Origin of the sequence: Kitasatospora sp. NPDC050463 (assembly GCF_040655255.1) — a bacterium.
GTDB lineage: Bacteria > Actinomycetota > Actinomycetes > Streptomycetales > Streptomycetaceae > Kitasatospora.
The window spans coordinates 73158-96493 of record NZ_JBFAJO010000006.1; the positions used below are offsets into that span (position 1 = coordinate 73158).

The window sequence follows — 23336 nt, forward strand, 5'->3', positions numbered from 1 at the left end:
TGGGGGTCAGGTGGTAGGGGGCCGGGTGGCTGCCGAGCGCGGACCACCGGCGTCAGCGGCCGACCCAGCCGAACCAGTCGAGGTGATTGAGCGGCCAGACGACGGCCGACACCGGGCCGACCACGTTGTCCACCGGCACGGCACCGCCACCCGGGCCCCGCTGGTGGTAGCGCGAGTCGGCGGAGTCGCTCCGGTGGTCGCCCTCCACCCAGACGTACCCCTGGGGCACCGTCACCGGACCGAAGTCCAGCCCCGCGCAGGAGTCGTCCCCCGGGTGGAGGTACGGCTCGTCCACCTTCGCCCCATTGACGGTCAAGATGGTGCCCGAGCACTGCACGGTCTGGCCGCCCGTCGCGATGACCCGCTTGACCAGGTAGTTGTCGTCCTTCGGCGGGACCAGACCGACGAAGCTGAGCACCGAGCCCACCGCGTTGGAGACCGGGTTCCCGTCGGTCGGCTGGGGCGGCAGCCAGTCGCCCGGGTCCTTGAACACCACCGGCTGGCCGGGCTCCGGCTTCCAGCCGGTGAGCGGTGCGAGCTTGTTCACGCCGACCCGGTCGCCGATCCGCAACGTGTTCTCCATCGACCCGGAGGGGATCATGAACACCTGGAACAGGCAGGTCTTGATCAGCAGCGCGACCGCCAGCCCGATCGCCGCCATCACCGGGATCTCGATCCACCAGGGCCGCTGACGACGCCTCGCCCTGCGGTCCTTCGAGCCCTTGGGAGCCCTGGAGCCCTTCGAGGCCTTCCGCGACCGCGCCCGGCGCGCCTCGGCACGGCCTCCGTTGCCGGGGGCCCCGTGGGCACTGCCACCACCGTGTCCGGCGCCGGTGGCCGGGGGCTGACCGGTCCCGGCATCGCTGGGCGTTTCGGGCAGGTTCACCGCCATCGTCGCTGCTCCACCTCTCCGGCTGGGGGAACCTGCACGCTACGCCAACCCTGAAGCCACGCGAAATCGGGCATTTACCCGTGCCAGACATCACGGCCCCGTCCCGCCGGGGCCCGGCCGGGTACCGGAGCGCCTCGCGGACGACGGCACGCGACGTGCTCCGGGCGGTGGCAGGCGACTCCCGAGCCGGCCTTCGGGCACGAAGCACGAGTCCGCACACGGGTATGCCCGGGGGTGTCATCCAGGCGTGTCGGGCCGGACGTGTCGGGCCGGAGGTGGTCGGGATTGGGGATGCCGGGCTTGGGGTGTCGGCTTGGGGTGCCGGGCAGGCGCGTGCAGAGGCGCGAACGAACGCGTTCAGGCCCGGGCGATGGCCTCGTGGTGCCGGATGACCTCGGCGATGATGAAGGTGAGGAACTTCTCCGCGAACACCGGATCCAGATGAGCCCCGGCGGCGAGCTCCCGCAGACGCCGGATCTGGTCGCGCTCGCGTGCCGGATCGGCCGGGGGCAACTTGTGCTCGGCCTTGAGCCGGCCGACCCGCTGGGTCGCCTTGAACCGCTCCGCCAACATGTGGACCACCGCGGCATCGATGTTGTCGATGCTCTCGCGCAGGCTGGTCAGCTCGGCCCGCACGGCGTCGTCGATCCCGTCGGACAGTCCGGTCTCGGGGGTCGTGGGGTGATCCGTCATCGGGGCGGCTCCGCGGCTCTGTGGTGGTGGGCACCCGACCGTCCGTCGGCCGAGACTCGGGCCCGGGCCAATCTAACAGGGCACCCGGCGCGGATCCGCACCGTTCCGCGGATCCGTCCACGATCCGGACGGCACATGGACCGGCGGCCGCCCGGCAGGTCAGGCGCCCGGCCAGGGCGATCGCCGAACCACGGGAGGCCCGGCGACCCTCTGACGCGGCGCCCCACGGCATTACTTGTGATCGACACCCGGCCTGCCCGTAGGCTGGTGCGCGGCATGACCGGAAGTGACGAGACAGCAGTCCCTCAGTAATGGAGGTACCGATCGTGGCAACCACCCGCACCGCACGCACCGCGTGGGAAGGCAACCTGCTCGACGGCAAGGGTCAGGTGACCTTCGCTTCGTCCGGCATCGGCGAGTACCCGGTCTCCTGGCCGGCCCGCGCCGAGGAGCCGAACGGCAAGACCAGCCCGGAGGAGCTCATCGCGGCCGCGCACTCCGCGTGCTTCTCGATGGCCCTTTCGCACGGCCTGGCCGGCGCGGGCACCCCGCCCACCAAGCTGGACACCCAGGCCGATGTCACCTTCAAGCCCGGCACCGGCATCACCGGCATCCACCTGACCGTCACCGGCGAGGTGCCCGGCCTCGACGAGGCCGGCTTCGTGAAGGCCGCCGAGGACGCCAAGGCGAACTGCCCGGTGAGCCAGGCCCTGACCGGTACGACCATCACGCTCACGGCCGCGCTGGCCTGACGCGGCGACGTCCGCCGCATCACGTCGGACGTACCGGCGCATCGCTGTTCGGGCGTCCAGTCGGTCCGACAGCTGGTGCGCGGCCTCCGGCGACCGGCGCTGCGGCGTTCTGACGACCTGCCGCCCTGACACTTCGCCCGGGCCTCCGGCGCTCGGGCGAAGTGCGCCGCGCGTTCCCAGCGCTCAGTAAGCGCCCAGGGGCGCACTTTTGGAGCACACGCCCCTGGCGCACATCATGTGATGTGCACCGGGGGCGTCTGCATGTACCGCCACACATGCCGTGAAAACGGGCGAATCACTCTGGCGGCGGTCACCGCGCGTTGCCGTCGCGTCCTATGATCGGCCGCAGCGCCCTGTTCTTCACGCGGATCCCCACGCGAGCGCTCCACCGCGAGCGTTGCGCATCGGACCGCGAGGACCTCGACAGAGTGCGGGAGCCGGTCACCGCAGTTCCAGGTGCCGGCCGGACCAGCATCAAGCGTCAGCAGCGGACGGGAGCATGCCGTGCCGGGCCAGAACGAGGGGGCCGACGCACACCACCCAGGCGTGCGGCACGAACAACCGCAACACCACCGCCACCTCATCTCTCCGACCCTCCTCCCGGCCAACGGCTCCGCCGTCACCGCCCTCAACGACTCGCCCGGTGCCCCGGGCTCCCCCGCCACCGGTACCGGTACCGGTACCGGCCCAGGGTCCGATGCGACCGCCGGCACTCGCCCCGGCGTGCCACCCGGCTCCGGGTCCGACGGTGCGGTCGGCACCGGCGTCGTCCTCTGCCCCACCTGCTCGACCCCGCTCGCCAACGGGGTGCACCGTCCGGCCGAAGGGCCCGACGCCACCCCCGGGAACACCGACCGCCTGCTGGCAGCGCTCAGCGCCAGCGAGTCCCGGCTCCGGGCCGCCTTCTGTGACGCCGGCATCGGCATGGCCCTGATCGACCCCGACGACCGGATCATCGAGGTCAACCCCGCCTTCGCCACCCTGGTCGGCTGCGCTGTCGGCGACCTGGTCCGCACCCACATCCACGACGTCCTCGACCCGGAGGGCATGCCGGACCGGCTCTTCCCCGACCTCGTCCGCAGTGACCGTGGGCGGCTACGCGTGGAGAAGCAGCTCAAACACCGTGAGGGGCGCACGGTGTGGAGCAAGGTGACCATCTCCCTGATCCGGGACGGCAACGGCAGCCCGCTCTACACGCTCGCCATGGTCGAGGACATCACCGAACAGCGACGACTGGGCGACCGCCTGGAGTACCAGGCACTGCACGACCCGCTGACCCGGCTGCCCAACCGGGCCTTCTTCTTCGAACGGCTCGACGCCGCCTGCCTCACGGCCGGTGGAACGACCGCGGCCGAGATCCCGGGGACCGCGCCGGACGCGGCGCAGACGCAGGCGGTGAAGCCCGGCGGACCTGCGTCGGGCCTGATGGGATCGGATCCGGTGGGATCGGGGCCGGTGGGATCGGACCCAGTGAGGTCGGGGTCGGCCGGATCCGGCTCTGCGGGAGCCGGCCCGACGGAGCCGGATCGGTCTGACGGCCGTCGGGTGGGCGTCTGCTACCTGGACCTCGACGGGTTCGCCGCGATCAACGAGACCCTCGGCCACCACATCGGCGACCAGCTGCTGATCGCCGTCGCCGCCCGGCTCCGGCACGGCCTCTCCGATCACAGCTCCCATCTGGTCGCCCGGATGGGCGGCGACGAGTTCGCCGTCCTGGTGACCGACAGCCAGGGCAGCGAGCAACTGATCGAGCTGGCCGCCCGGATCCTCGAAGCGCTGGAGCGCCCCTTCGACGTGGCCGGGCACCGGCTGGTGGTCACCGCCAGCGTGGGCGTCGTGGAGCGGTCGGTACACGAGACCACGCCCGCCGACCTGGTCAAGGACGCCGACTCCACCCTGTACTGGTCGAAGGCCGACGGCCGGGCCCGCTGGACTCTCTACGACCCGGACCGGGGCGCCCACCAGCTGACCCGCCAGTTGCTCGCCACCGCCCTCCGACCGGCCCTGGAGCGCGGCGAGTTCACCATCGAGTACCAACCGCTCGTCGGCCTCGCCGACGGCGCGGTACACGGCGCCGAGGCCCTGGTCCGCTGGCGCCACCCCTGCTACGGGACGCTCTCACCGGACCGGTTCATCCCCCTCGCCGAGGAGTCCGGCGCGATCGTGCCGCTCGGCAAGTGGGTGCTGGAGGAGTCCTGCCGCCAGGCCCAGCGCTGGCTCACGGAGTTCCCCGACACCGAGACCTTTGTGAGCGTCAACCTGGCCGCCCGTCAGATCTGGGACTCCGACGTGGTCGCCGATGTGGCCCAGGCGCTCGACAGCACCGGTCTGCCGGCCCGACTCCTGCAACTGGAGATCACCGAGAGCGCGCTGCTCGGTCCCGGCGGGCGACCGCTCCAGGCCCTGCAGGCCCTCGCCGACATGGGCGTCAGGATCGCGATCGACGACTTCGGCACCGGCTACTCCAACCTGGCCTACCTCTCCCGACTGCCGGTGCACGTACTGAAACTGGACGGCACCTTCATCGAGGGCTTCCGCGATCCGGCCCCGGCCGGCCGCGCCGACCTGCCCGGGGCCGGTTCCCGCCGGAGCGACGCCGACGAGCAGATCGTCGGCGCGATGGTGCAGTTGGCCCACACGCTCGGCCTGACCGTGACCGCCGAGGGCATCGAGAGCGCGGCACAGGCCGAGCGGCTGCGGCTCACCGGCTGCGACACCGCGCAGGGCTGGTACTTCGCCAGGCCCGGTAAGGCGGAGCACGTCGCGGCGATACTCCGCGAGAGCCGCTCAGGGCCGGACAAGCGGTAGCGGCAGCACGGCAGTTCGCAGTTCCGCGGTCCGCAGCCCCGACTGCTCGACTGCTCGACTGCTCGACTGCTCGACTGCTCGACTGCTCGACTGCTCGACGATGAACGTCGGGGAGGGCGACGAGCGACGGCTGCCGCGTGACTCAGTGGCCCGAGGGTGGGTGCGGCACCGAAGCCGTCGGCGGGCAACGGGACATCGCCGCCCGCCGACGAGTTCGGACGCCTGCGACTTCAGGCGGTTTCGGCCGCCTGGCCGGTGAGCCCGTAGGCATGGGCGATCAGCCCGTAGGAACGGTGCCTGGCCTCATGGCCGTGGATGTGCGAGGTGACCATCAACTCGTCCGTCCCGGTCCGCTTGCGCAGCGCCTCCAGCCCGTCGGCGACCTCACCTGGCGAACCGAGGACGACGTTGCCCAGCCAGTCGTCGACGAAGTCGGCCTCCACCGGGCTGTACGGGTAGCTCTCGGCCTCCTCGGGGGTGGGGATCGGCCCCGGATTCCCCCGGCGAAGCCGGAGCATTCCGAGCGCCGAGGAGCGCGCGAGCCGCCGAGCGGCCTCCTGGTCATCGGCTGCGACCGCGTTCACCCCGATCAGCGCATAGGGCTCGTCGAGGACGGCCGAGGGGCGGAACGACGAGCGGTAGAGGTCGAGGGCCGGGATGGTGTTGGTGCTGCTGAAGTGGTGCGCGAACGCGAACGGCAGGCCGAGCCGACCGGCCAGCTGGGCACTGAAGCCGGACGATCCGAGCAACCAGATCGGCGGCCGCCCGTCACTCCGGGGGACGGCCGTGAGACGGGCGTAGGGGTGGCCGTCCGGGAAATCGCCGTCGAGGAAGTGGGTCAGCTCGGCGAGCTGCTGGGGGAAGTCGTCGGCCCCTTCGGTGAGGCCGCGCCGCAGGGCCCGGGCGGTCGCAGGGTCGGTGCCGGGGGCGCGGCCGAGCCCGAGGTCGATCCGGCCGGGGTGCAGCGCCTCCAGGAGACCGAACTGCTCCGCGATCCCCAGCGGAGCGTGATTGGGCAGCATCACTCCGCCGGACCCGAGTCGCAGCGTCGTGGTGTGGGCCCCGAGGTGGGCGAGCAGGACGGCGGGGGTGGAGCTGGCGACGCCCGGCATGCCGTGGTGCTCGGCGACCCAGAACCGGTGGTAGCCCCACTCCTCCGCGCTGCGGGCCAGGGCCGTGGTCGAGGTCAGTGCCTCGGCCGGGGTGTAGCCGACGCCCACGGTAGCCAGGTCGAGGATGGAGAGCGGCGCGGGCGCCGTACCCCGGACGGTGCCCCGGACCGCCGCGTGGGTCTGCGGTTGGGGCCCGCGCTCCTGCTGGTCGTCGGTGGTCATGCCGTCCGCCCTCCTGGCCGTCCTGGTGCTGTCCGTATGGCGCGTCGGACGACCGCTCGTCTGGCCTGCGGTCGCCACTGCCAAGGGAGGTCAACCACGTCGCCGGCCCGGGTGTTCCCGGTACGCAGTGCCACTGTGCGACGGATCGCCTACCGACCGTTCGACTGACTCAGAGCCAGCAAGCGGACACGCGTGGCGACTTCACGCCAGCGCGGGAAGTCGCCAGCCACAGGGCTCGCGATCGGCGGGCGGCGTCCGGCAGGCTATGGATCAGAGCGGATCACCTATACCGGATCCGCCCCCACCTGCAAGGTCATCGGGCTGGACCAGCGCCGATCGATCCCCGCGAGCCCCCGGAACGGCACCCCGCTCCGGGGGCTCGCGTCTTGTGACGCCCAGCACAGCCGGGGTGCTTCATGGCATGAAAAGTCGAGGCGCTAGCGTTGTCCCCTGCAGCCATCTGCTCCCCCGGGCAGCCTGGAGGGAGTACCTACCTTGGACATCGCAACGGTGATCGGATCCTCATGGATCTGCGCCCTGGCGCTCTGCGCCGTACTGGGAGACGCCTTTCTCCCCTTCATCCCCAGCGGAACACTGGTCATCCTGGCCGTGCTCAAGACCGCGCAGATAGACGGTGCGCCGGTGGTGCTGGGGCTCGGCGTCGCCATCGCCTCGTTCCTCGGAGACCTCCTGCTGCTCTCGCTGGCCCGCCGGGGTGCCCCCTCGGTCCAGCGACGGCTCGAACACCGTCCGCAGCTGGCGGCCAGCGTGGCCCGGGTCCAGCAGGCGCTGGACGGACGGACCACCGGGGCGGCAGCTGCCATGGTGGTGGTGGCACGATTCGTACCGGCCGGCCGGACCATCCTGGACCTGGCCATCGGTCACTCCCCCACCCACGCCCACCCGCACCGTTTCCTCCGCTGGTCGGCCCTGGCCGCCCTGATCTGGGCCGCCTACATCGTCACGCTGGGCTGGCTCAACAGCCACTGGTTCGACACCGCCTGGTTGAGCCTTGCGGTCTCCTGCACCGCCGCCACCATGGTCAGCACCGCCATCGCCCGGATCGTGCGGCGCAACCGTCGGCTCGTCGTCAACTGACTCCCGAACGCCCCGCGACACCGGAACCGCAACCGCGACCGGAACAGGCCGCACCGGGACCCCGGGGCACCTGACCCTAGGAGCGGCAGGCGGCACCTGCGGACCGCGCACGTCGCGACACCCAGCCACGGTTCGACGACCCGACGCTCCGGGCCGCGACGACCGGGCGGCCGACCGACTCTCCCCACCGGTGGCGATCCACCCAAGACCGCGCAAACCGTCACAGGACCGCAACAGAAAGCTGGTCGTTGCAGCCCGGCCGGGCCGGGTAGGCGTGTTCTCTGTCGATGGACCTCGGCACCTTGGTGACCTCTGCGTCCACATGACATGCTAACGGCGGATTAATCATCAATTGCCCGATTTGACCGGTGCGGCCTACTGACGCCACCTCGACCCGGCCAGCGGCACCCAGGGGAGACCATGACCAGCATCTCGCGCAGGACCGTGCTCACTGCCACCGCCGCGACCGTGGCACTCGGGACGGTCGCGGCGTGTTCGAGTGGCGGATCCGGTTCGGGGTCGAGTTCCTCCGCGCCCGGTCCTGGCGGCACCGGCACCGGCACCGGCGGGCCGACGGAGAGTGGCACTCCGACCGCCAAGGGCAGTCCCATCGGCGACGGCTCCACCTCCGACACGGGCCCCCAGCCGAATCAGCCCAAGGCGGAGAAGCTCAAGCCCGGCGAGCGGCCGCCGCAGTTCGTGGTGTTCTCCTGGGACGGCGCCGGCGGCACCGACGACGGCCAGTTCCCCCGCTTCCTCAAGCTGGCCGAGGAACACAAGGCCGCCATGACCTTCTTCCTCTCCGGGATCTACGCCCTCCCGAAGGGCAAGGCCGATCTCTACCACCCGCCGAAGCACGCGGTCGGCGCGTCCGACATCCCGTACCTCTCGGACGGCGCGGTCAAGACCACGCTCAAACTGATCAGCCAGGCCTGGTCGGCCGGCCACGAGATCGGCACCCACTTCAACGGGCACTTCTGCTCGACCCGTTCGGACGGCAACGGGGTGAACAAGTGGACCCCCGAGGACTGGCAGAGCGAGATCGACCAGGCGGTCTCGTTCGTGACCCAATGGCGCACCAACACCGGCTTCACCGACGTCGACCCGCTCCCCTTCGACTACAAGAAGGAGCTCATAGGCGGCCGCACCCCGTGCTTGGAGGGGCAGAAGGCCCTGCTGCCGACCGCCGCCGCCATGGGGTGGAAGTACGACGCCAGCTCCTCCGGAGGTCAGCAGATATGGCCGCAGAAGGTGCAGGACGGCAAGATATGGGACTTCCCGCTGCAGAGCATCCCGTTCCCCGGGCACACGTTCCAGGTGCTCTCGATGGACTACAACATCCTCGCCAACCAGTCGGCGGGCAGCACCAAGGGCGACCCCGCCAAGTACAACGACTGGCGCTCCCAGGCCCGGGACGCCTATCTGGCCGGGTTCGACCGCGCCTACAACGGCAACCGCGCGCCGTTCTTCATCGGCAACCACTTCGAGCAGTGGAACGGCGGGATCTACATGGACGCCGTCGAGGAGACGCTCAAGACCATCGCCGCCAAGCCGGAGGTCCGACTGGTCTCCTTCCGCCAGTTGGTCGACTGGCTGGAGGCCCAGGACCAGTCCACCCTCCGCAAGTTGCGTTCGCTGAACGTCGGGCAGGCGCCGGCCGGCGGGTGGCAGACCTTCCTCGGCGCCGCCGGGTGAGCAGTTCACGGAGCTGACTCCGCGGGGGACGGCCGGCGTAGTGACGATGCCCCGCCGGCTGATCCGTTACGGGACCCGCTGCCCGGCGGCGGGTCCGGCGCCCAGCAGGCTGCGCACCACGGCCTCGGCGCCGGCCACGCTCCAGAGGATCGAGTAGTGGTTGGTGTCCGGCACGAGGGTCGCGGCCACCCGGGCCGGGGCCAGCCCGGACGTGGCGATCCGCTTGCTGTCGTAGAGCCCCTGCGGCTCGTCCAGCAATCCGCGCTCCGCCCACAGCAGCTCACCGGGGCAGTGCAGTCGATGCACGGCAGCGGCTGCGTCCTGGTCCAGCAGGACCTGCTCGCCGTCGACCTGAACGGCCTCCAGCACACAGGAGGAGCGGAGTTCGGGCTCGGCGCCGATCAGGTCGCGCTGGGTGTAGGCGTCGATGCCGTCCGACCAGTCCGCGCTGAAGGCCGGGTGCCGCTGCCAGAACGCGCGGTAGGCCGCGCGATCCGGAAAGGTCGTCGACAGCCTCGCCAGCGCCGGGCCGAGAACGGCGGCCAGCGCGTCCTCGGGCCGGACACCGTCCGGGAGCGGGAAGCTGATCGCTCCGTCGACCAGCAGCACGCGGCTGACGAGCTCCGGATGCCGCACCGCGGTCAAGGCCGTGATCCAGGCGCCCATGGAATGGCCGACGACGAGGGTCGGCCCCAGGCCGAGCGCGCTGATCAGGGCCGCCACGTCGTCCGCGTGCCGAGCCAGGCCGTACGGCCCGCCGACCGTCCGGCTGGCCCCACGCCCACGGAGGTCCGGCGCGATCAAGGTGGCCCGGCCGGCGAGCACACGGGCGACCTCGAACCAGGCGAGGCCATGGGCGGTGATGCCGTGCAGCGCCACAACAGTCGGCGCTCCGGGCACGGCCGCGGGCCAGCGGAGTACCGCCAGATCCCCGCCGGGCACGGGGACGGTCAGCGCTTCGGGGTGCTTCGGTGACGCGGTCACGTGGGACCTCCTGTGGGTCGGGCGCTGGGGGCGCCGGCCCGGCCCATGGCTCGGGCGGAGCGGACGGAACGGGCGGCGTGGACGCGGGCGGGGAGTCTGGCCAGGCCCCCGGGCAACAGATAGACCACGGCGACGAAGAGGCCGCCCAGCAGGAACAGCGGCTGGGAGAGCGGGACGCGCAGCACCGCGGGCAGGTCCGCGATCGTCTCCGAGTTGGCGAGGTCGCCGAGCCGGTGGCCCGCCCAGGTGTAGATGACACCGCCCAGCAACGGACCCCAGCGCGTGCCGGACCCCCCGAGTACGACCATGACGAGCAGCGAGAGAGTCGCATCGGAGGTGGCGGCCTGCGGCGTGGCGCCCCCGGTCAGCAACAGGTAGACGACTCCGCCCACCGCGGCGAGGCCTCCGGCGAGGACGAACGCGACCAACTTGTAGCCGTAGGGCCGAAGTCCGAGCACCTCGACCCGGCGCTCGTTCTCCTTGATGCCCTCCCACACCCGTCCGACCGGTGAGCCGACGGCCCAGTGGACGGCGGCGAGGGTGAGGGCCAGGTAGGCGACGGCGATCCAGTAGAGGTTAGCGGTGTTCTCGATGCCCAGGAGGGCGGAGGGGAGTTGATCCGCCGGGGCGGACCGGCCCTCCTCGCCACCGGTCAGGCCCCCCGGGTTGCGCTGGACGAGGATCGAACCGGCCTGTGCGAAGGCCAGGGTGACCATGGAGAACCCGATTCCGGTGACGCGGAGGCTCACCGAGCCGAGCAGCAGGGCCAGCGCGACGGCGCAGGCGACACCGAAGAGAGCCGCTGCGGCGAACGGCAGTCGGAGCTCCAGCATGCCGAGGTTGGTGGCGTAGAGGCCGGTGGCGAAGTAGAGGGCGTGACCGAAGGAGAGCAGTCCGGTACGGCCGAGCAGGAGGTCGTAGCCGGTGGCGAGCGCCCCGTAGAGCAGGCACAGGGCGATGAGTTGGAGGCTTCCGGGGCTGCCGAGCGGGCCGTCGAGCAGTCCCGGAACGGGAAGCGCACTGTATGGGGCGACAAGGAACAGGATCAGCAGAGCGATCGGCCACCAGCGTAGCGCTCGGTGCACCGCTGTCGAGCGCTCGGTGATTGATTCACCTGTTCGAGGGATGGCGCGGATCTCCCCCGCCCGTCCAGAATGTCTCTCGGCAGGGCTGGTGTCAGTCCCCCCTGCCGAACCGGCCGCGGCGCGGTCGGCCGCGGTGCCATCGGTGCTCGTGTCGGGGGTCTTGGTACTCACGCGAGCCTCCCGGTGAGTCCGCGGGGTCGTACGAGAAGCAGTACGGCCAGCAGGACGACGACCGAGAGGTCGCCGAGTCCCGCAGCGGTGTAGTAGTTGGCGAACTGCTGGACGAGACCGACGCCCACCGAGGCCACGGCCGCCCCGGTGACAGAGCCCATGCCACCCATCACGACGACGACGAAGGCGAAGATGAGCAGACCCGTCCCCTGGCCCGGATTGATCGAACCGAAGTAGAGGCCGCAGAGGGCCCCGCCGAGCGCGGCGGCGGCACCACCGATGGCGAAGACGAGAGTGAACGCCCTGCGCACGTCGATGCCGAGCGCCGTGACCATCGCCCGGTCCTCGACGCCGGCCCGGACGATCAGCCCGTAGCGGGTACGGGCGAGGAACAACAGAAGAGCGAGCAGCAGCACCCCGGCCGCGGCCACCAGCACGAAGCGGTTGACCGGGACGGTCGCACCGAGCAGGTGCCAGGTGCCGGAGAGCAGAGCCGGCTGTGGGAAGGGGCGGGCGTCCGCGCCCCAGATACCCATCAGGAGAGCGGGCACGGCCAGCCCGACGCCGACGGTGGCGAGGATCTGGTCCCGCGGGCTGCTGTAGAGCGGCCGGATCAGGAAGAGCTCCAACAGGACGGCAGCCGCCGTCCCCACCAGAGTGCCGAACGGCACCGCGAGCCAGAGGGGGAAGCCGGCCTCCGTGCCGGCCCACCAGGTCGCATAGGCGCCGATGGAGAGCAGGGCGCCGTGCGCGAAGTTGAGTACGTCCATCAGACCGAAGATCAACGAGAGACCGGAGGCCACCAGGAAGTACAGCGCCCCCAGACCGAGTCCGGTACAGGAAAGGAGAACGACCGTGTCCATCAGGGGTTCACCTCCGAGGTGACGGAAGGGGCAGTCGGCGCCCGCCCGGCCGTCGAGGGGCCGACCGCCGAGGGGCCGGCCGCCGGGCCGGCGCCCGCCCGTTTGCTGCCGACGCCCAGCAGGCGGCGGGCGGCTTCCTCATCGGCCAACAGCTCGGCGGTGTCGCCCTGGTGGGCGGTGCGACCGTCGGCGAGGACGGCGCAGGTGCCGGCCAGACGGCGGACGAGGGCGAGGTTCTGCTCGACCAGGAGGACGGGAACGGCCTCGGCGGCCCGGGCCAGGACGTCCGCCACCTCGGCGACGATCTTCGGCGCCAGACCCTTGGTCGGCTCGTCGGCGATGATCAGCCGGTTGCGGTTGAGCAGCGTTCGGCCGATGGCCACCATCTGCTGCTGGCCGCCCGAGAGTGTTCCGGCCAACTGACCGGCCCGTTGCTTGAGTTCGGGAAACAACTCATGGACGAGGCGATAGGCCGGCTCGGTGGCTCGGTCCCGCTCGGCAAGGCGCAGGTTCTCGGCGACCGTGAGGCCGGCAAAGATCCCGCGGTCCTCGGGGGCGTACCCGATGCCCCGGCGGACCACGAGATGGGTGGGGAGAAAGGAGAGTTCGGTCCCGTCGAACAGGACGCTGCCGGTGCGCGGCACGAGACCCATCACGGCCTTGACCGTGGTGGTCTTGCCTGCACCGTTGCGTCCCAGGAGGGCGGTGACACCGGTCCTCGCAACGTCGAAGTCGACCCCATGCAGGATGTGCAACCCGTCGATGACCACCCGCAGATCACGAACTGAGAGGAGCGAGTTGGCCGGAGCCTGAGCAAGGGCGGCGCCCGGGCCGCCCAGGCCGGTGCCGGTGCCGGTGCCGGTGCCGGTGCCAGCGGAAGTCAAGGCGGCCGAGCCGGAAGCAGCAGCGGGGAAAGGAGAGTCGGTCACAGCGCCTCGCCCAGGTAGGCCTGTTGGACCGTGGCGTCCGCCATCACTGCCTCGGGGCCGTCCAGCGCGAGCAGCGTGCCGTGGTGCATCACGGCGAGGCGGTCGGCCAGGCCGAGCAGGACGTCCATATGGTGCTCCACCATCAGTACCGTGCGACCGAGGTCGCGGTGGACCGAGCGAATCAGCTCGGTGAGAGCCGGTACCTCCTCCGCGCTGACCCCGGCCATCGGCTCGTCCAGCAGGATGAGCCGGGGGTCGGAGACCAGCAGGACGGCGAGTTCGAGCTTGCGCTTCTCACCATGGGAGAGGGCACTCGCCAAGGTCCCGGATCGATGGGCGAGTTCGGTGCGTTCCAGGGTCGCGCCCACCTGGTCCGCATACCGGTCGGCGCGGCGCCAGAGCCGGTACGAGGCGCGCGGTCCGGCGGCGGCCTGCGCGGCCAGACGGACGTGGTCGGCAACCGTCATCCCCGGCCACAGAGAGGAGGTCTGAAAGGTACGGCCGAGTCCGCGGCGCGCCCTGGCGTGGACGGCCTCGGCGGTGATGTCGGCGCCGTCGAGTTCCACACTGCCCTGGCTCGCCGGGTAGATGCCGGAGATCAGATTGAAGAGGGAGGTCTTCCCAGCACCATTGGGTCCGATGAAAGCGATGAACTCGCCTTCCCCCACCGAGAACGAGACGTCCTCGACGATCGGAACACCGCGAACGGACCAGCCGAGGCCGGTCAGCCGCAGGACCGGCCGGGGCACGGTGGACGGAGCGGGACCGGACACGGCGGTCAGCCCGCCATCGGGGTGACCGGGGGCGCCACCTCGTCCGCGGCCAGCGTCTTCTCCACCGACGGCCTGGCAGCCGCACCGGTACCGGTCAGCCGGACTTGGAACATCGGCTGGAGGAGGGCGTGGTCCTCGGCCCGCACCGTGGTCCGCCCCTTCACTCCGTCGAAGCTCCAACCCTCCAGCGCCTTCACCAGAGCCGACGTGTCCTCGGCGGAGCCACGGTTGGCCTCCACCGCGTGCACGATCATCTGGGCGGCGGTGAAGCCGTCCGGGGTGAAGATGTCGGATCTCCCGCCGCCGGCGGTGACGGCCTCGTCCATGGCCTTCTCCACCGGGGTGCCGGCGGCTCCGCCGAAGTAGTGGTTCAGGAAGGAGATCTTCTCAGCCGCCGGGCCGAAGAGCGGGTACGAGGCGGCGAGGTCGAGCCCGGTGACGACCTTGGTGTCGGCGAACACGTCCTGCTGGTTCAGCGCCGTCCACAGGGCCGACGAGGTCTCGCCGGCCCAGGCGACGAACAGCAGGTCGGGCTTGGTGGCCTTGGCCTGGGTGGCGAACGGGGTCAGGTCGGTCGCGCTGGGCGGGGCGAGGACCGAGTCGACCGTGGCGCCCTGGGCTCCGAGCACGGCCTTGACGGCGGCCACGTTGGCCTGGCCGAAGGCGTTGTCCTGGGCCAGCACGACGACCTTCCTGCCCTTGGCGTCCCCGATGAACGAGGCCGCGGTCCTGATGTCCTGGTAGGACTGACGGCCGGAGCGGAAGGTGTAGGTGTTCAACCCGGTGACCTTGTCGGCGGCGGCCGGTCCGCTGATGAAGAGCACCTTGTTCTGGGCGGCGATCGGTCCGACCTGGAGAGCGACGCCCGAGGCGGTGGAGCCGGCCAGGATCTTGTGGCCCTTGCCGATCAGGTCCTTGGCGGCCGACACCGCCTTGGCCGGGTCTCCCGCGTCGTCCTGCTCCTCGAACTCGATCTTGTGCCCGTCGACCGCGCCGGTGCCCTTGGTCGCATAGGCCAGCCCGGCCTTGAAGCCGTCGAGGTACTGCTTGCCGTACGCGGCCAGCGGCCCGGTCTTCGAGTACACCAGGCCGACCTTGACCACACCCTTGGAGCCGCCACCGTCCGCCGCCGTGGTACCGGCGGTACCGGCCTTGGCGCAGCCGGCCGCGAGCAGGACACAGGCCGCCACGGCGGCGAGCTTGCGCCCCGGCCCGCGCGAAGCGGCCGGGCCTGTGGAACCACCGGAGGCGGTCCTGGTGAGGGCTGTCGAGCTGGGCATGGTGACCGACTCCTGAGGGTGCGGCGGGGGTGGATGCCGGAACCGTAGGTGTGGTGTGGAGGCTGCAACATGTTCCTGGGCGCCGTATCAGCGCGCCCGGTTATGGCCCTGCCCGCCATACCACCGGGCCCGGGCCTTTCCGCCGGCCCGTGGGTGTGGGCGCCGGCCATGTGTCCGTCGCCGGGCGTGGCGACGGCCGCCATGGCCGGCGCGCCCCGCACCCGGCGACGGTGGTGGGGCGCGGGTCGGGGGCCATGCCGGAGTGAAGGCTCGTCGCCCCGTGTCCCCACGGGCCCACGGGCCCACGTCCTCACGTCCCCGACGGCCGTGGCCTCGCCCGCTCCCTTTCCTCCTGCCACCCCTCCCCCCTCATGAGGTGACCCTTTGGACAAGGTCCTGGACTCCGCCGCCGAAGCGGTCGGAGACATCCCCGACGGAGCCGTGCTGGCCGTCGGCGGCTTCGGCCTCTGCGGCATCCCCAGCACTCTGATCGGCGCCCTGGCAGCCACTCGCACCACCGGCCTGCACGTCGTCTCCAACAACTGCGGGGTGGACGACTGGGGGCTGGGCCTGCTGCTGCGAGCCGGCCGGATCGCCCGGACGACCTCTTCCTACGTCGGAGAGAACAAGGAGTTCGCCCGGCAGTACCTGTCCGGCGAGTTGGAGGTGGAGCTGACCCCGCAGGGCACGCTCGCCGAGCGGTTGCGGGCCGGCGGCGCGGGCATCCCCGCGTTCTTCACCCCGGCCGGGGTCGGGACCCAGGTCGAGGAGGGCGGGCTGCCCCGGCGGTACGGCGCGGACGGTTCGGTGGCGCTGGCCTCGCCACCGAAGGAGGTCAGGGAGTTCGGTGGCCGCCGCTACCTGCTGGAGGAGGCGATCACCGCCGACTTCGCGCTGGTCCGCGCCGAGGTCGCGGACCGGCACGGGAACTGTGTGTTCCACGCCGCCGCCCGCAACTTCAATCCGCTCTGCGCCATGGCCGGCCGGGTCACGCTGGTCGAGGCGGACCGGATCGTCGAGCCAGGTGCGCTGGAGCCGGACGCCGTCCACCTGCCGGGCGTCTACGTCGACCGAGTGGTCCCGGCCGATCCCGCCGACCGCCGTATCGAGCGCCGAACCGTCGTCACCGCACCCCAGGGAGCCTGATCGCGATGACCACCGAAACGATCGCCGCGAAGCCCGCAGACACCTCCTTCACCCCCGCCCCAGCCACCACCTCGCCCACCGCCGACCGGGCGCTCGACGCGCGGAACACGCTCGCCGCACGAGCCGCCCGGCAGCTCCGTGACGGGCAGTACGTCAATCTGGGCATCGGCATTCCGACCCTGATCCCCGATCACCTCCCACCGGACGTCCATGTGGTGCTGCATTCGGAGAACGGCATCCTCGGCGTCGGCCCGTACCCGGCGGACGGAGCCGAGGACCCCGATCTGATCAATGCGGGCAAGGAGACCGTGACGGTCGCCCCCGGCGCCTCGTACTTCGACTCGGCGTTCTCCTTCGGCATGATCCGGGCCGGGCGGATCGATGTCTCGGTACTCGGTGCGATGCAGGTATCGGCCTCCGGGGACCTCGCGAACTGGATGATCCCGGGCAAGATGGTCAAGGGCATGGGCGGCGCCATGGATCTCGTGCACGGCGCCCGACGGCTGATCGTGGTCATGGAGCACACCGCCAGGGACGGCTCGCCGAAGATCGTCGAAGAGCTCTCACTTCCGGCTACCGGCCGGGGAGTTGTCGACCGCATCGTCACCGACCTGGCCGTCATCGACGTCACCCGCGACGGGCTGCGTCTGGTCGAAACGGCCCCGGGCGTGTCATTCGACGACGTCCGGGCCGCGACCGGTCCCGGCCTGTTGCCACCGCACTCCGCCCCGCTCCCCAGCGGGCGCATCGGGGCACAACACCGGGCACCCGGGGCCTGAGCCAAGAGCCGCCAACCCAGAGCCCGTAGCCCCCAGCCCCCAGCCCGGAGCGACGGCACGAAGCCCGGAGCCCGGAGCGACGACCCGGAGCAACGGCACGCGGCGGACGACTACGGCAAGGCCCGGGGCGAAAGGCCCGACCGAAGGCCGGACAACCCACAGGGGAGTCCGGCCTTCGTGCATCCATTCGACTAACCCGGGACGCCCGATAAACGATTCCCTCTCCATAACAGCCCCTGGGACCCACATGGCCGGGAATCGTCATATCTTCACTCTCGCGCAATGATCATTTCTCGGATCGGTTGCGATCACGCCAGCGCTCCGGGAGAGTTGGGGCAGCCAAGGATCCCGCACATCCCGAAGGGGAGTCCGGAGAACGTGCCGGGATCTCGCATTCGAAGCGGCCCAGTATATGTACGACATAATCGATCGTACACGTTTTAATGATTGGCGACCTGGAACTGTCTGGAACCAGCACAGTTGACCGGGTGGCGGTCTGCTTCGAAAGCCAGGCTCCGGGGGGAGCGGTCGTCCAGAACACCCAGGTCGCAGCACAGGGCGCTGGATCGCGTACCCCGGTCGGAGCACGCACGAACGAGTCGGCCCGACCGGCCGGCCACGGGGGGAGCCACACATGATCAAGCTGTTCTCGCGACGCACGGGCGCAGAAGGCCCACCCGGTCGTCCCCCGATACCCCGCGTCACTCCGCCCTCCGCGTCACCCCCGCGCGCGGGCGCGCCCGACACCAACTCCGCGGCCGCCACCGGCGGTGCCCTGATATCCCTGTCCGTCCCTGAAGCCCCTTACGACTACGCCCACTTCAGCCGCCTCGCCGGGCCGGCCACCACCCCCGACGCCACCGCCCCCTACCGCATCCAGTACCGCAGCCTGCTGCGCCGGGAGCCGCACCGGATCCGCGCAGCACTGCTCATGCTGGCCGCCCCGACGGTCGAGACCGTGCTGCTCGTCTGGCTGCTGCTCCCCGACCACTGGCCGGTCCGGCCGGGCGAGACACACTCCTGGTTACCGATCGCCGACAAGGTGATGATCGCGATCATCGCGGTCGTCGAGGTGTTCCGGCTGGTCAACGTCGTCTCCAACACGCATGCCACGCTGGTCGCCCGCGACCCCGTCCCGGTCACGCCCGAGTCGGGCACCCGGGTCGCGTTCCTCACCACCTGCGTGCCGGGAAAGGAGCCGCCGGAGATGGTGCGCAGGACACTGATCGCCGCACTCGCCGTCCGGCACGAAGGCCCGTACGACGTCTGGCTGCTCGACGAGGGAAACGATCCTGCGATGCGCGCGCTCTGCGCCCACCTGGGTGCGCGGCACTTCAGCCGACGCGGCGTCGAGCGCTGGAACCAGCCCAAGGGCCGGTTTCGCGCCAGAACCAAACACGGCAACTACAACAGCTGGCTCCAGTCCCACGGCGCCGACTACGACTTCTGGGTGTCGGTGGACACCGACCACGTCCCGCTGCCGGAGTTCGGTGAGCGGATGCTGGGGTACTTCCGGGACCCGGACGTGGCGTTCGTGGTCGGCCCACAGGTGTACGGGAACTACCGCAGCTCGGGTTCGGCCGTCACCAAGTTCTCGGAGAGCCAGCAGTTCCTCTTCCACGCGCTGATCCAGCGGGCGGGGAACCGTTACGGCGCGCCGATGTTCGTCGGCACCAACAACGCGGTGCGGATCAGCGCGCTGCGGTCGATCGGAGGGCTGTACGACTCGATCACCGAGGACATGGCGACCGGGCTGGAGTTCCACCGTCGTCGCAACCCGGCCACCGGCGCGCGCTGGAAGTCGGTGTACACGCCTGACGTGCTGGCGGTCGGCGAGGGACCGTCCTCCTGGACGGACTTCTTCTCCCAGCAGCTCCGCTGGAGCCGGGGCACCTACGAGACGCTCCTGACCCAGTACTGGCGCGCGGCCTGGGGGCTGTCGCCCGGCCGGCTGCTCAACTACACGCTGATGGTCTGCTTCTACCCGATGGCGGCGCTGACCTGGTTGCTCGGCGGGGTGTCGAGCGTGCTCTACCTGGGCTTCGGGGCGTCGGGGGTCCACGTCTCCTCGGAGATCTGGATGATGCTGTACAGCGACGCGGCCGCTCTCCAGGTGCTGCTCTACACCTGGAACCGCAAGCACAACGTGAGCCCGCACGAGCCGGCCGGGTCGTCCGGCGTGGCGGGCATGGTGATGTCGGCACTCTGCGGGCCGATCTATGCAGCATCGTTCCTGCAAGCGCTGCTCCGCCTCCGCAGCCGCTTCGTGGTGACACCGAAGGGCCACTCGGCCAGTCCCGACCGGGTGGCGACGTTCCGCATCCACCTGTTCTGGACGCTGGTGTTCGGCGCAGCGATCGCGGCCTCCTTCTTCACCGGCCACGACCACGTCGCCATGCGCACCTGGGCCTTCCTGGCACTCCTTCTCAGCCTGCTGCCGATGCTCGTGCTGGCTGTCGATGCGATCCGCCGCAGGCGCGCCCGGCCCACCTCGACCCTCTCCGTCACCGGCGGCGGGACCACCACAGCGGCCGTCACCACGGCGGCCGAACCCGCCACCACCGTCCCGACCGTGCCGCGTCAGGGCCGCTCCGGTACCCCCACCGCCTGGGTACCCACCCCCGGGGCCTCGACCACCAAAGCCCCCACCACCGAGGCCCTCACCACCCCAGCCACCACCGCACCAGCCGCCACTGCACCAGCCACCACCGCCCGTTGAGCCCGCGCCCTCGGACCCGCAGCAGGAGGGGACCAACCACCGTGAAGATCCGCAATGCCGGCCGGACCAGGCGCTTCGCCCTCGGCAGCACCGTCGCACTGACCGTGGCCGGGATGAACGCGCCGGCCGTGCTCGGTTTCGCCAACGAGCAGTACCACCAGTACGTGATCAACCGCCCGGAGTACAGGGCCGAGTACGGCCACTGGCAGACCGTCGTCCTCCCCGCCGAGTTCCGGATCAACGCCGTCCATGCCAGCCTGCTGCGCACCGGCAAGGTCCTGATCATCGCCGGTTCCGGGAACGACCGACGGAGCTTCGACGCGGGCTCCTTCAAGAGCCTGCTCTGGGACCCTGCCGCCAACACCTACAAACGGATCCCGACCCCGGCCGACATGTTCTGCGGCGGCCACACCGCCCTGCCCGACGGCCGGCTGCTGGTGGCCGGCGGCACGCTGCGCTACGAGGCGCTGGACGGGGCGGTGAAGAAGGCGGCCGGCACCATGCGGGTGCGCAACGAGAGCCCGGAGGCGGCGCACACGTTCCCCAAGGGCACGGTGTTCACCGCCCCCGACGGCCACGCGTACGTGTCCACCGCCGAGGTGACCGTCCCGGCCGCGGTGAAGACCGGTTCCGGCGAGCGGACCGTCGTGACGGCCGGCGAGCAGCACGTGTTCGTGGAGGCGGTGACTCCGGGCGGCGCGTACGTCGAGAACTCCCCCGCCCAGTACGCGATCAAGGGCCTGACCGGGGCCGACGCCCGCAACCTCTACGGCATGGCCGACCGGATGACCCTGGAGAAGCAGGACTTCCAGGGCATCCGCTCCGCCTTCGAGTTCAACCCGGACACCGAGCTGTACGAGCAGGTCACCGACATGACCTACGCCCGGTGGTACCCGACGCTCACCGGCCTGGGCGACGGGCGGGTGGTCACCGTCTCCGGGCTGGACGACACCGGGCAGATCCTCAGCGGCAACGACAATGAGATCTACGACCCGACGCGCAAGACCTGGTCGAAAGCGCCCGACCGCTACTTCCCGACCTACCCGTCGATCTTCCTGACCGCCTCCGGCAGGCTCTTCTACTCCGGCTCCAACGCGGGCTACGGCCCGGCGGACAAGGGCCGCGAGCCCGGACTATGGGATCTGGAGGACGACAGCTTCCAACCGGTCCCGGGCCTTCGCGATCCCGACCTCACCGAGACCTCGTCCTCCGTCCTGCTGCCGCCCGCCCAGGCGCAGAAGGTGATGGTGCTCGGCGGCGGGGGCGTCGGCGAGTCCCCGCTCTCCACCGCCCGCACCGACATCGCCGATCTCTCCGCAGCGAAGCCCGCCTTCACCGCGGGACCGGACCTGCCCGCCGGGGGCACCCGCTACCTCAACAGCGTCATCCTGCCGAACGACACCGTGTTCACCACCGGCGGCTCGCGCGACTACCGCGGCAAACACCGGAGCGACCTGCTCAAGTCGCAGGTCTACCACCCGGACACCAACACCTTCAGTACCGCCGCCGAGCCGACCGTCGGACGGAACTACCACTCGGAGGCGCTGCTGCTGCCCGACGGCCGGGTGGTGGTCCTGGGCTCCGACCCGCTCTTCGCCGACAGGGCCGACACCGAGCCGGGCTCCTTCGAGCAACGGATCGAGATCTTCACACCGCCGTACCTGTTCCACGGCGAGCGCCCGCAGCTGACCGGCGCGCCCGCCACCGCGAAGCTCGGCGGCACCGTCACGGTGGACACCCCGAAGCCGGACGCCGTCGTCACCGCCAAGCTGATCCGGCCGAGTTCGGTCACCCACGCGACCGATGTCGAACAACGCTCGGTGGCCCTGGACGTCGGTGCGCGCTCGGTCGGCGGTGTCACGCTCACGCTGCCCGGCAACCCCGATCTGCTGCCGCCCGGCTGGTACATGCTGTTCGTGACGGACGCCGCCGGAACCCCGTCGGTCGCGCGCTGGATGCACGTGACCGCCTAGCGCCCGCCCACTGCGCCCCCGGCCTCCTCCTACGCCCCGCCTCCTCCGTCGCCGTCGGCGCGGTCAAGGGGGAGGCGCGGCCAAGCGGCCCGCGCGGACGCGGCTACGCCGTCGGCGGGCTACGCGCCTCCGCGCGCCAGCCCCAGGGCGTACGGCAGCCAGAACTCGCCCGCCCGGGGCTCGCCCCGGCCGCACTCGCCGTCGGACTCGCCGGGGTTCTTGATCCACAGATAGGCGTCGACGCCGGGCCGGCCGGTGTCGGCGGTGGGCGGCTCGCCGAGCGCACGGCCTGCCGGGTTGCACCAGGCCTCGCTGCTCAAGGGGCCGTTGCCGTTGCGGCTGGTGTCGATGACGAAGTGCTTCCCGCCCAGAGCGGCGGAGAGCTCCGCCCCGTACGCCACGTTCCGGTCGGTGCTGTAGAAGTTGGAGACGTTCACGGCGAAGCCGTCCGCCACGGCGGCACCGGACTTGCTCAGCGCCTCGGCCATCGCCGACGGGTCCTGCGCCCAGCCGGGGTTGCCCGCGTCCAGGTAGACCCGGACCTGTGGACGCCTCTTCAACTCCTGTACGGCGAAAGCCAGCAGACCGTACCGCTCGGCGGCGGCCGCGCCCTTGACCCCGCAGGTGTCCAGGGTGTGCGCGATGGCGTCCGGCTCCAGCACCACCCAGGCCTTGCGGTCGCCCAGCGCCTGCGCCACGCCGCTGATCCAGGAACGGTAGGAGGCGGCGTCGGCCGCGCCGCCGGCCGAGTACTGGCCGCAGTCACGGTGCGGGATGTTGTACGCGACGAAGACCGGGGTGCGGTCCACCTCGGCGGCCCGGCGGCCGACCTGCTCGACGATGCCCTTGGCCGCCTCGTCCCCGAGCCACTGCGAGGAGGGCTGGGCGGCGATCCTGGCGAGGGTGTCGGCCTCGGCCGTCCGACCCTGACCGCGCAGGGTGACGAGTTGCCGGGCGGCGGACGTCCGGTCGGAGACGTAGAACGTCTGGCCCGGCAGTTGGGCGGGACCGGAACCGGATGAACCGCCGCCCGCCGCTCCTGCCCCGCTCGGAGCGGGAGCCGCCCCCGAACCGGCACCCGCGCCGGCACTGGAACCGGCGCTCGCCCCGGCACCCGAACCCCCGCCGGCACCCCCGCCGGCGCAACCCGCCACACCTGCCGTCAGCCCCAGCACCGCCGCCCCCGCGACCAGCCGGAACCCCGCCCCTCGCCACACCCGGCGCACGTACCGCCCCTCCCAGACCCGGTCCGGCGACCAGGTCGGCACCCAGCTTCGCACACCGGGTACCGACCGTCGGCCGAGGTCGGTGAACAGCGGACGCCGACGGCACGTGGACGGAGCGTCAGCCCGCCGCACGGGT

The 23336-nt window shown here is 71.2% G+C and carries 18 protein-coding genes; 8 read left to right on the forward strand and 10 right to left on the reverse strand.

The window, feature by feature from the left end:
- Window positions 1-52: 52 nt before the first annotated feature.
- Window positions 53-892 (reverse strand): signal peptidase I, encoded by an 840-nt coding sequence (gene lepB, locus AB0J08_RS05905; RefSeq protein WP_360627516.1) that lies wholly within the window; start codon window positions 890-892, stop codon window positions 53-55.
- 357 nt (window positions 893-1249) lie between these two features.
- Window positions 1250-1585 carry a chorismate mutase gene (locus AB0J08_RS05910; protein ID WP_360627519.1) on the reverse strand — a complete coding sequence of 112 codons (336 nt, stop codon included), beginning with the start codon at window positions 1583-1585 and terminating at the stop codon, window positions 1250-1252.
- A gap of 326 nt (window positions 1586-1911) precedes the next feature.
- Here AB0J08_RS05910 and AB0J08_RS05915 point away from each other — a divergent pair, with 326 nt between their 5' ends.
- Window positions 1912-2337 (forward strand): OsmC family protein, encoded by a 426-nt coding sequence (locus tag AB0J08_RS05915; protein WP_360627522.1) that lies wholly within the window; start codon window positions 1912-1914, stop codon window positions 2335-2337.
- Between the two features lie 546 nt (window positions 2338-2883).
- On the forward strand, window positions 2884-5145 hold the full coding sequence (locus AB0J08_RS05920; RefSeq protein WP_360627525.1) for an EAL domain-containing protein: 2262 nt from the start codon (window positions 2884-2886) through the stop codon (window positions 5143-5145).
- Between the two features lie 230 nt (window positions 5146-5375).
- Here the strand turns inward: AB0J08_RS05920 and AB0J08_RS05925 are convergent, their stop codons facing one another.
- The gene (locus AB0J08_RS05925) at window positions 5376-6479 is read right to left on the reverse strand and encodes an LLM class flavin-dependent oxidoreductase (RefSeq protein ID WP_360627528.1); all 1104 of its coding nucleotides are present in this window, start codon (window positions 6477-6479) and stop codon (window positions 5376-5378) included.
- Between the two features lie 495 nt (window positions 6480-6974).
- Between AB0J08_RS05925 and AB0J08_RS05930 the strand changes: the two genes are divergently transcribed.
- Complete coding sequence (locus tag AB0J08_RS05930; RefSeq protein ID WP_360627531.1) at window positions 6975-7577, forward strand: hypothetical protein; 603 nt, start codon at window positions 6975-6977, stop codon at window positions 7575-7577.
- A gap of 420 nt (window positions 7578-7997) precedes the next feature.
- Window positions 7998-9272, forward strand: a complete 1275-nt coding sequence (locus AB0J08_RS05935; RefSeq protein WP_360627534.1) for a hypothetical protein — start codon at window positions 7998-8000, stop codon at window positions 9270-9272.
- A 66-nt stretch (window positions 9273-9338) separates the two neighbouring features.
- Here the strand turns inward: AB0J08_RS05935 and AB0J08_RS05940 are convergent, their stop codons facing one another.
- From AB0J08_RS05940 to AB0J08_RS05965, 6 genes are all read right to left on the reverse strand, one after another.
- Window positions 9339-10256 carry an alpha/beta hydrolase gene (locus tag AB0J08_RS05940; protein ID WP_360627537.1) on the reverse strand — a complete coding sequence of 306 codons (918 nt, stop codon included), beginning with the start codon at window positions 10254-10256 and terminating at the stop codon, window positions 9339-9341.
- On the reverse strand, window positions 10253-11341 hold the full coding sequence (locus tag AB0J08_RS05945; RefSeq protein ID WP_360627540.1) for a branched-chain amino acid ABC transporter permease: 1089 nt from the start codon (window positions 11339-11341) through the stop codon (window positions 10253-10255). The genes AB0J08_RS05940 and AB0J08_RS05945 overlap by 4 nt, the downstream gene beginning before the upstream one ends.
- Window positions 11342-11508: 167 nt before the next feature.
- Window positions 11509-12375 (reverse strand): branched-chain amino acid ABC transporter permease, encoded by an 867-nt coding sequence (locus AB0J08_RS05950; protein WP_360627543.1) that lies wholly within the window; start codon window positions 12373-12375, stop codon window positions 11509-11511.
- The gene (locus AB0J08_RS05955) at window positions 12375-13151 is read right to left on the reverse strand and encodes an ABC transporter ATP-binding protein (protein WP_360627794.1); all 777 of its coding nucleotides are present in this window, start codon (window positions 13149-13151) and stop codon (window positions 12375-12377) included. The genes AB0J08_RS05950 and AB0J08_RS05955 overlap by 1 nt, the downstream gene beginning before the upstream one ends.
- 149 nt (window positions 13152-13300) lie before the next feature.
- Window positions 13301-14077 carry an ABC transporter ATP-binding protein gene (locus tag AB0J08_RS05960; protein ID WP_360627546.1) on the reverse strand — a complete coding sequence of 259 codons (777 nt, stop codon included), beginning with the start codon at window positions 14075-14077 and terminating at the stop codon, window positions 13301-13303.
- Between the two features lie 5 nt (window positions 14078-14082).
- Window positions 14083-15357, reverse strand: coding sequence for a substrate-binding domain-containing protein (locus AB0J08_RS05965; protein WP_360627549.1), 1275 nt, complete (start codon window positions 15355-15357; stop codon window positions 14083-14085).
- Window positions 15358-15741: 384 nt separating this feature from the next.
- Here AB0J08_RS05965 and AB0J08_RS05970 point away from each other — a divergent pair, with 384 nt between their 5' ends.
- From AB0J08_RS05970 to AB0J08_RS05985, 4 genes are all read left to right on the forward strand, one after another.
- Window positions 15742-16503 carry a CoA transferase subunit A gene (locus AB0J08_RS05970; RefSeq protein ID WP_360627552.1) on the forward strand — a complete coding sequence of 254 codons (762 nt, stop codon included), beginning with the start codon at window positions 15742-15744 and terminating at the stop codon, window positions 16501-16503.
- 5 nt (window positions 16504-16508) lie between these two features.
- Window positions 16509-17282: a CoA transferase subunit B gene (locus AB0J08_RS05975; RefSeq protein ID WP_360627555.1), complete on the forward strand. Its 774-nt coding sequence runs from the start codon at window positions 16509-16511 to the stop codon at window positions 17280-17282.
- Between the two features lie 634 nt (window positions 17283-17916).
- On the forward strand, window positions 17917-20001 hold the full coding sequence (locus tag AB0J08_RS05980; protein WP_360627558.1) for a cellulose synthase catalytic subunit: 2085 nt from the start codon (window positions 17917-17919) through the stop codon (window positions 19999-20001).
- 113 nt (window positions 20002-20114) lie between these two features.
- Window positions 20115-21974, forward strand: coding sequence for a galactose oxidase-like domain-containing protein (locus AB0J08_RS05985; protein ID WP_360627797.1), 1860 nt, complete (start codon window positions 20115-20117; stop codon window positions 21972-21974).
- 119 nt (window positions 21975-22093) lie between these two features.
- Here the strand turns inward: AB0J08_RS05985 and AB0J08_RS05990 are convergent, their stop codons facing one another.
- Complete coding sequence (locus AB0J08_RS05990) at window positions 22094-23254, reverse strand: glycoside hydrolase family 6 protein (protein WP_360627561.1); 1161 nt, start codon at window positions 23252-23254, stop codon at window positions 22094-22096.
- Window positions 23255-23336 lie beyond the last annotated feature (82 nt).

Excerpts from the sequence above, each read along its gene's own strand:
- lepB (WP_360627516.1), bottom strand. The coding sequence starts at position 892 with ATGGCGGTGAACCTGCCCGAAACGCCCAGCGATGCCGGGACCGGTCAG.
- AB0J08_RS05910 (WP_360627519.1), bottom strand. The coding sequence starts at position 1,585 with ATGACGGATCACCCCACGACCCCCGAGACCGGACTGTCCGACGGGATC.
- AB0J08_RS05925 (WP_360627528.1), bottom strand. The coding sequence starts at position 6,479 with ATGACCACCGACGACCAGCAGGAGCGCGGGCCCCAACCGCAGACCCAC.
- AB0J08_RS05935 (WP_360627534.1), top strand. The coding sequence starts at position 7,998 with ATGACCAGCATCTCGCGCAGGACCGTGCTCACTGCCACCGCCGCGACC.
- AB0J08_RS05950 (WP_360627543.1), bottom strand. The coding sequence starts at position 12,375 with ATGGACACGGTCGTTCTCCTTTCCTGTACCGGACTCGGTCTGGGGGCG.
- AB0J08_RS05965 (WP_360627549.1), bottom strand. The coding sequence starts at position 15,357 with ATGCCCAGCTCGACAGCCCTCACCAGGACCGCCTCCGGTGGTTCCACA.
- AB0J08_RS05975 (WP_360627555.1), top strand. The coding sequence starts at position 16,509 with ATGACCACCGAAACGATCGCCGCGAAGCCCGCAGACACCTCCTTCACC.
- AB0J08_RS05980 (WP_360627558.1), top strand. The coding sequence starts at position 17,917 with ATGATCAAGCTGTTCTCGCGACGCACGGGCGCAGAAGGCCCACCCGGT.
- AB0J08_RS05985 (WP_360627797.1), top strand. The coding sequence starts at position 20,115 with ATGAACGCGCCGGCCGTGCTCGGTTTCGCCAACGAGCAGTACCACCAG.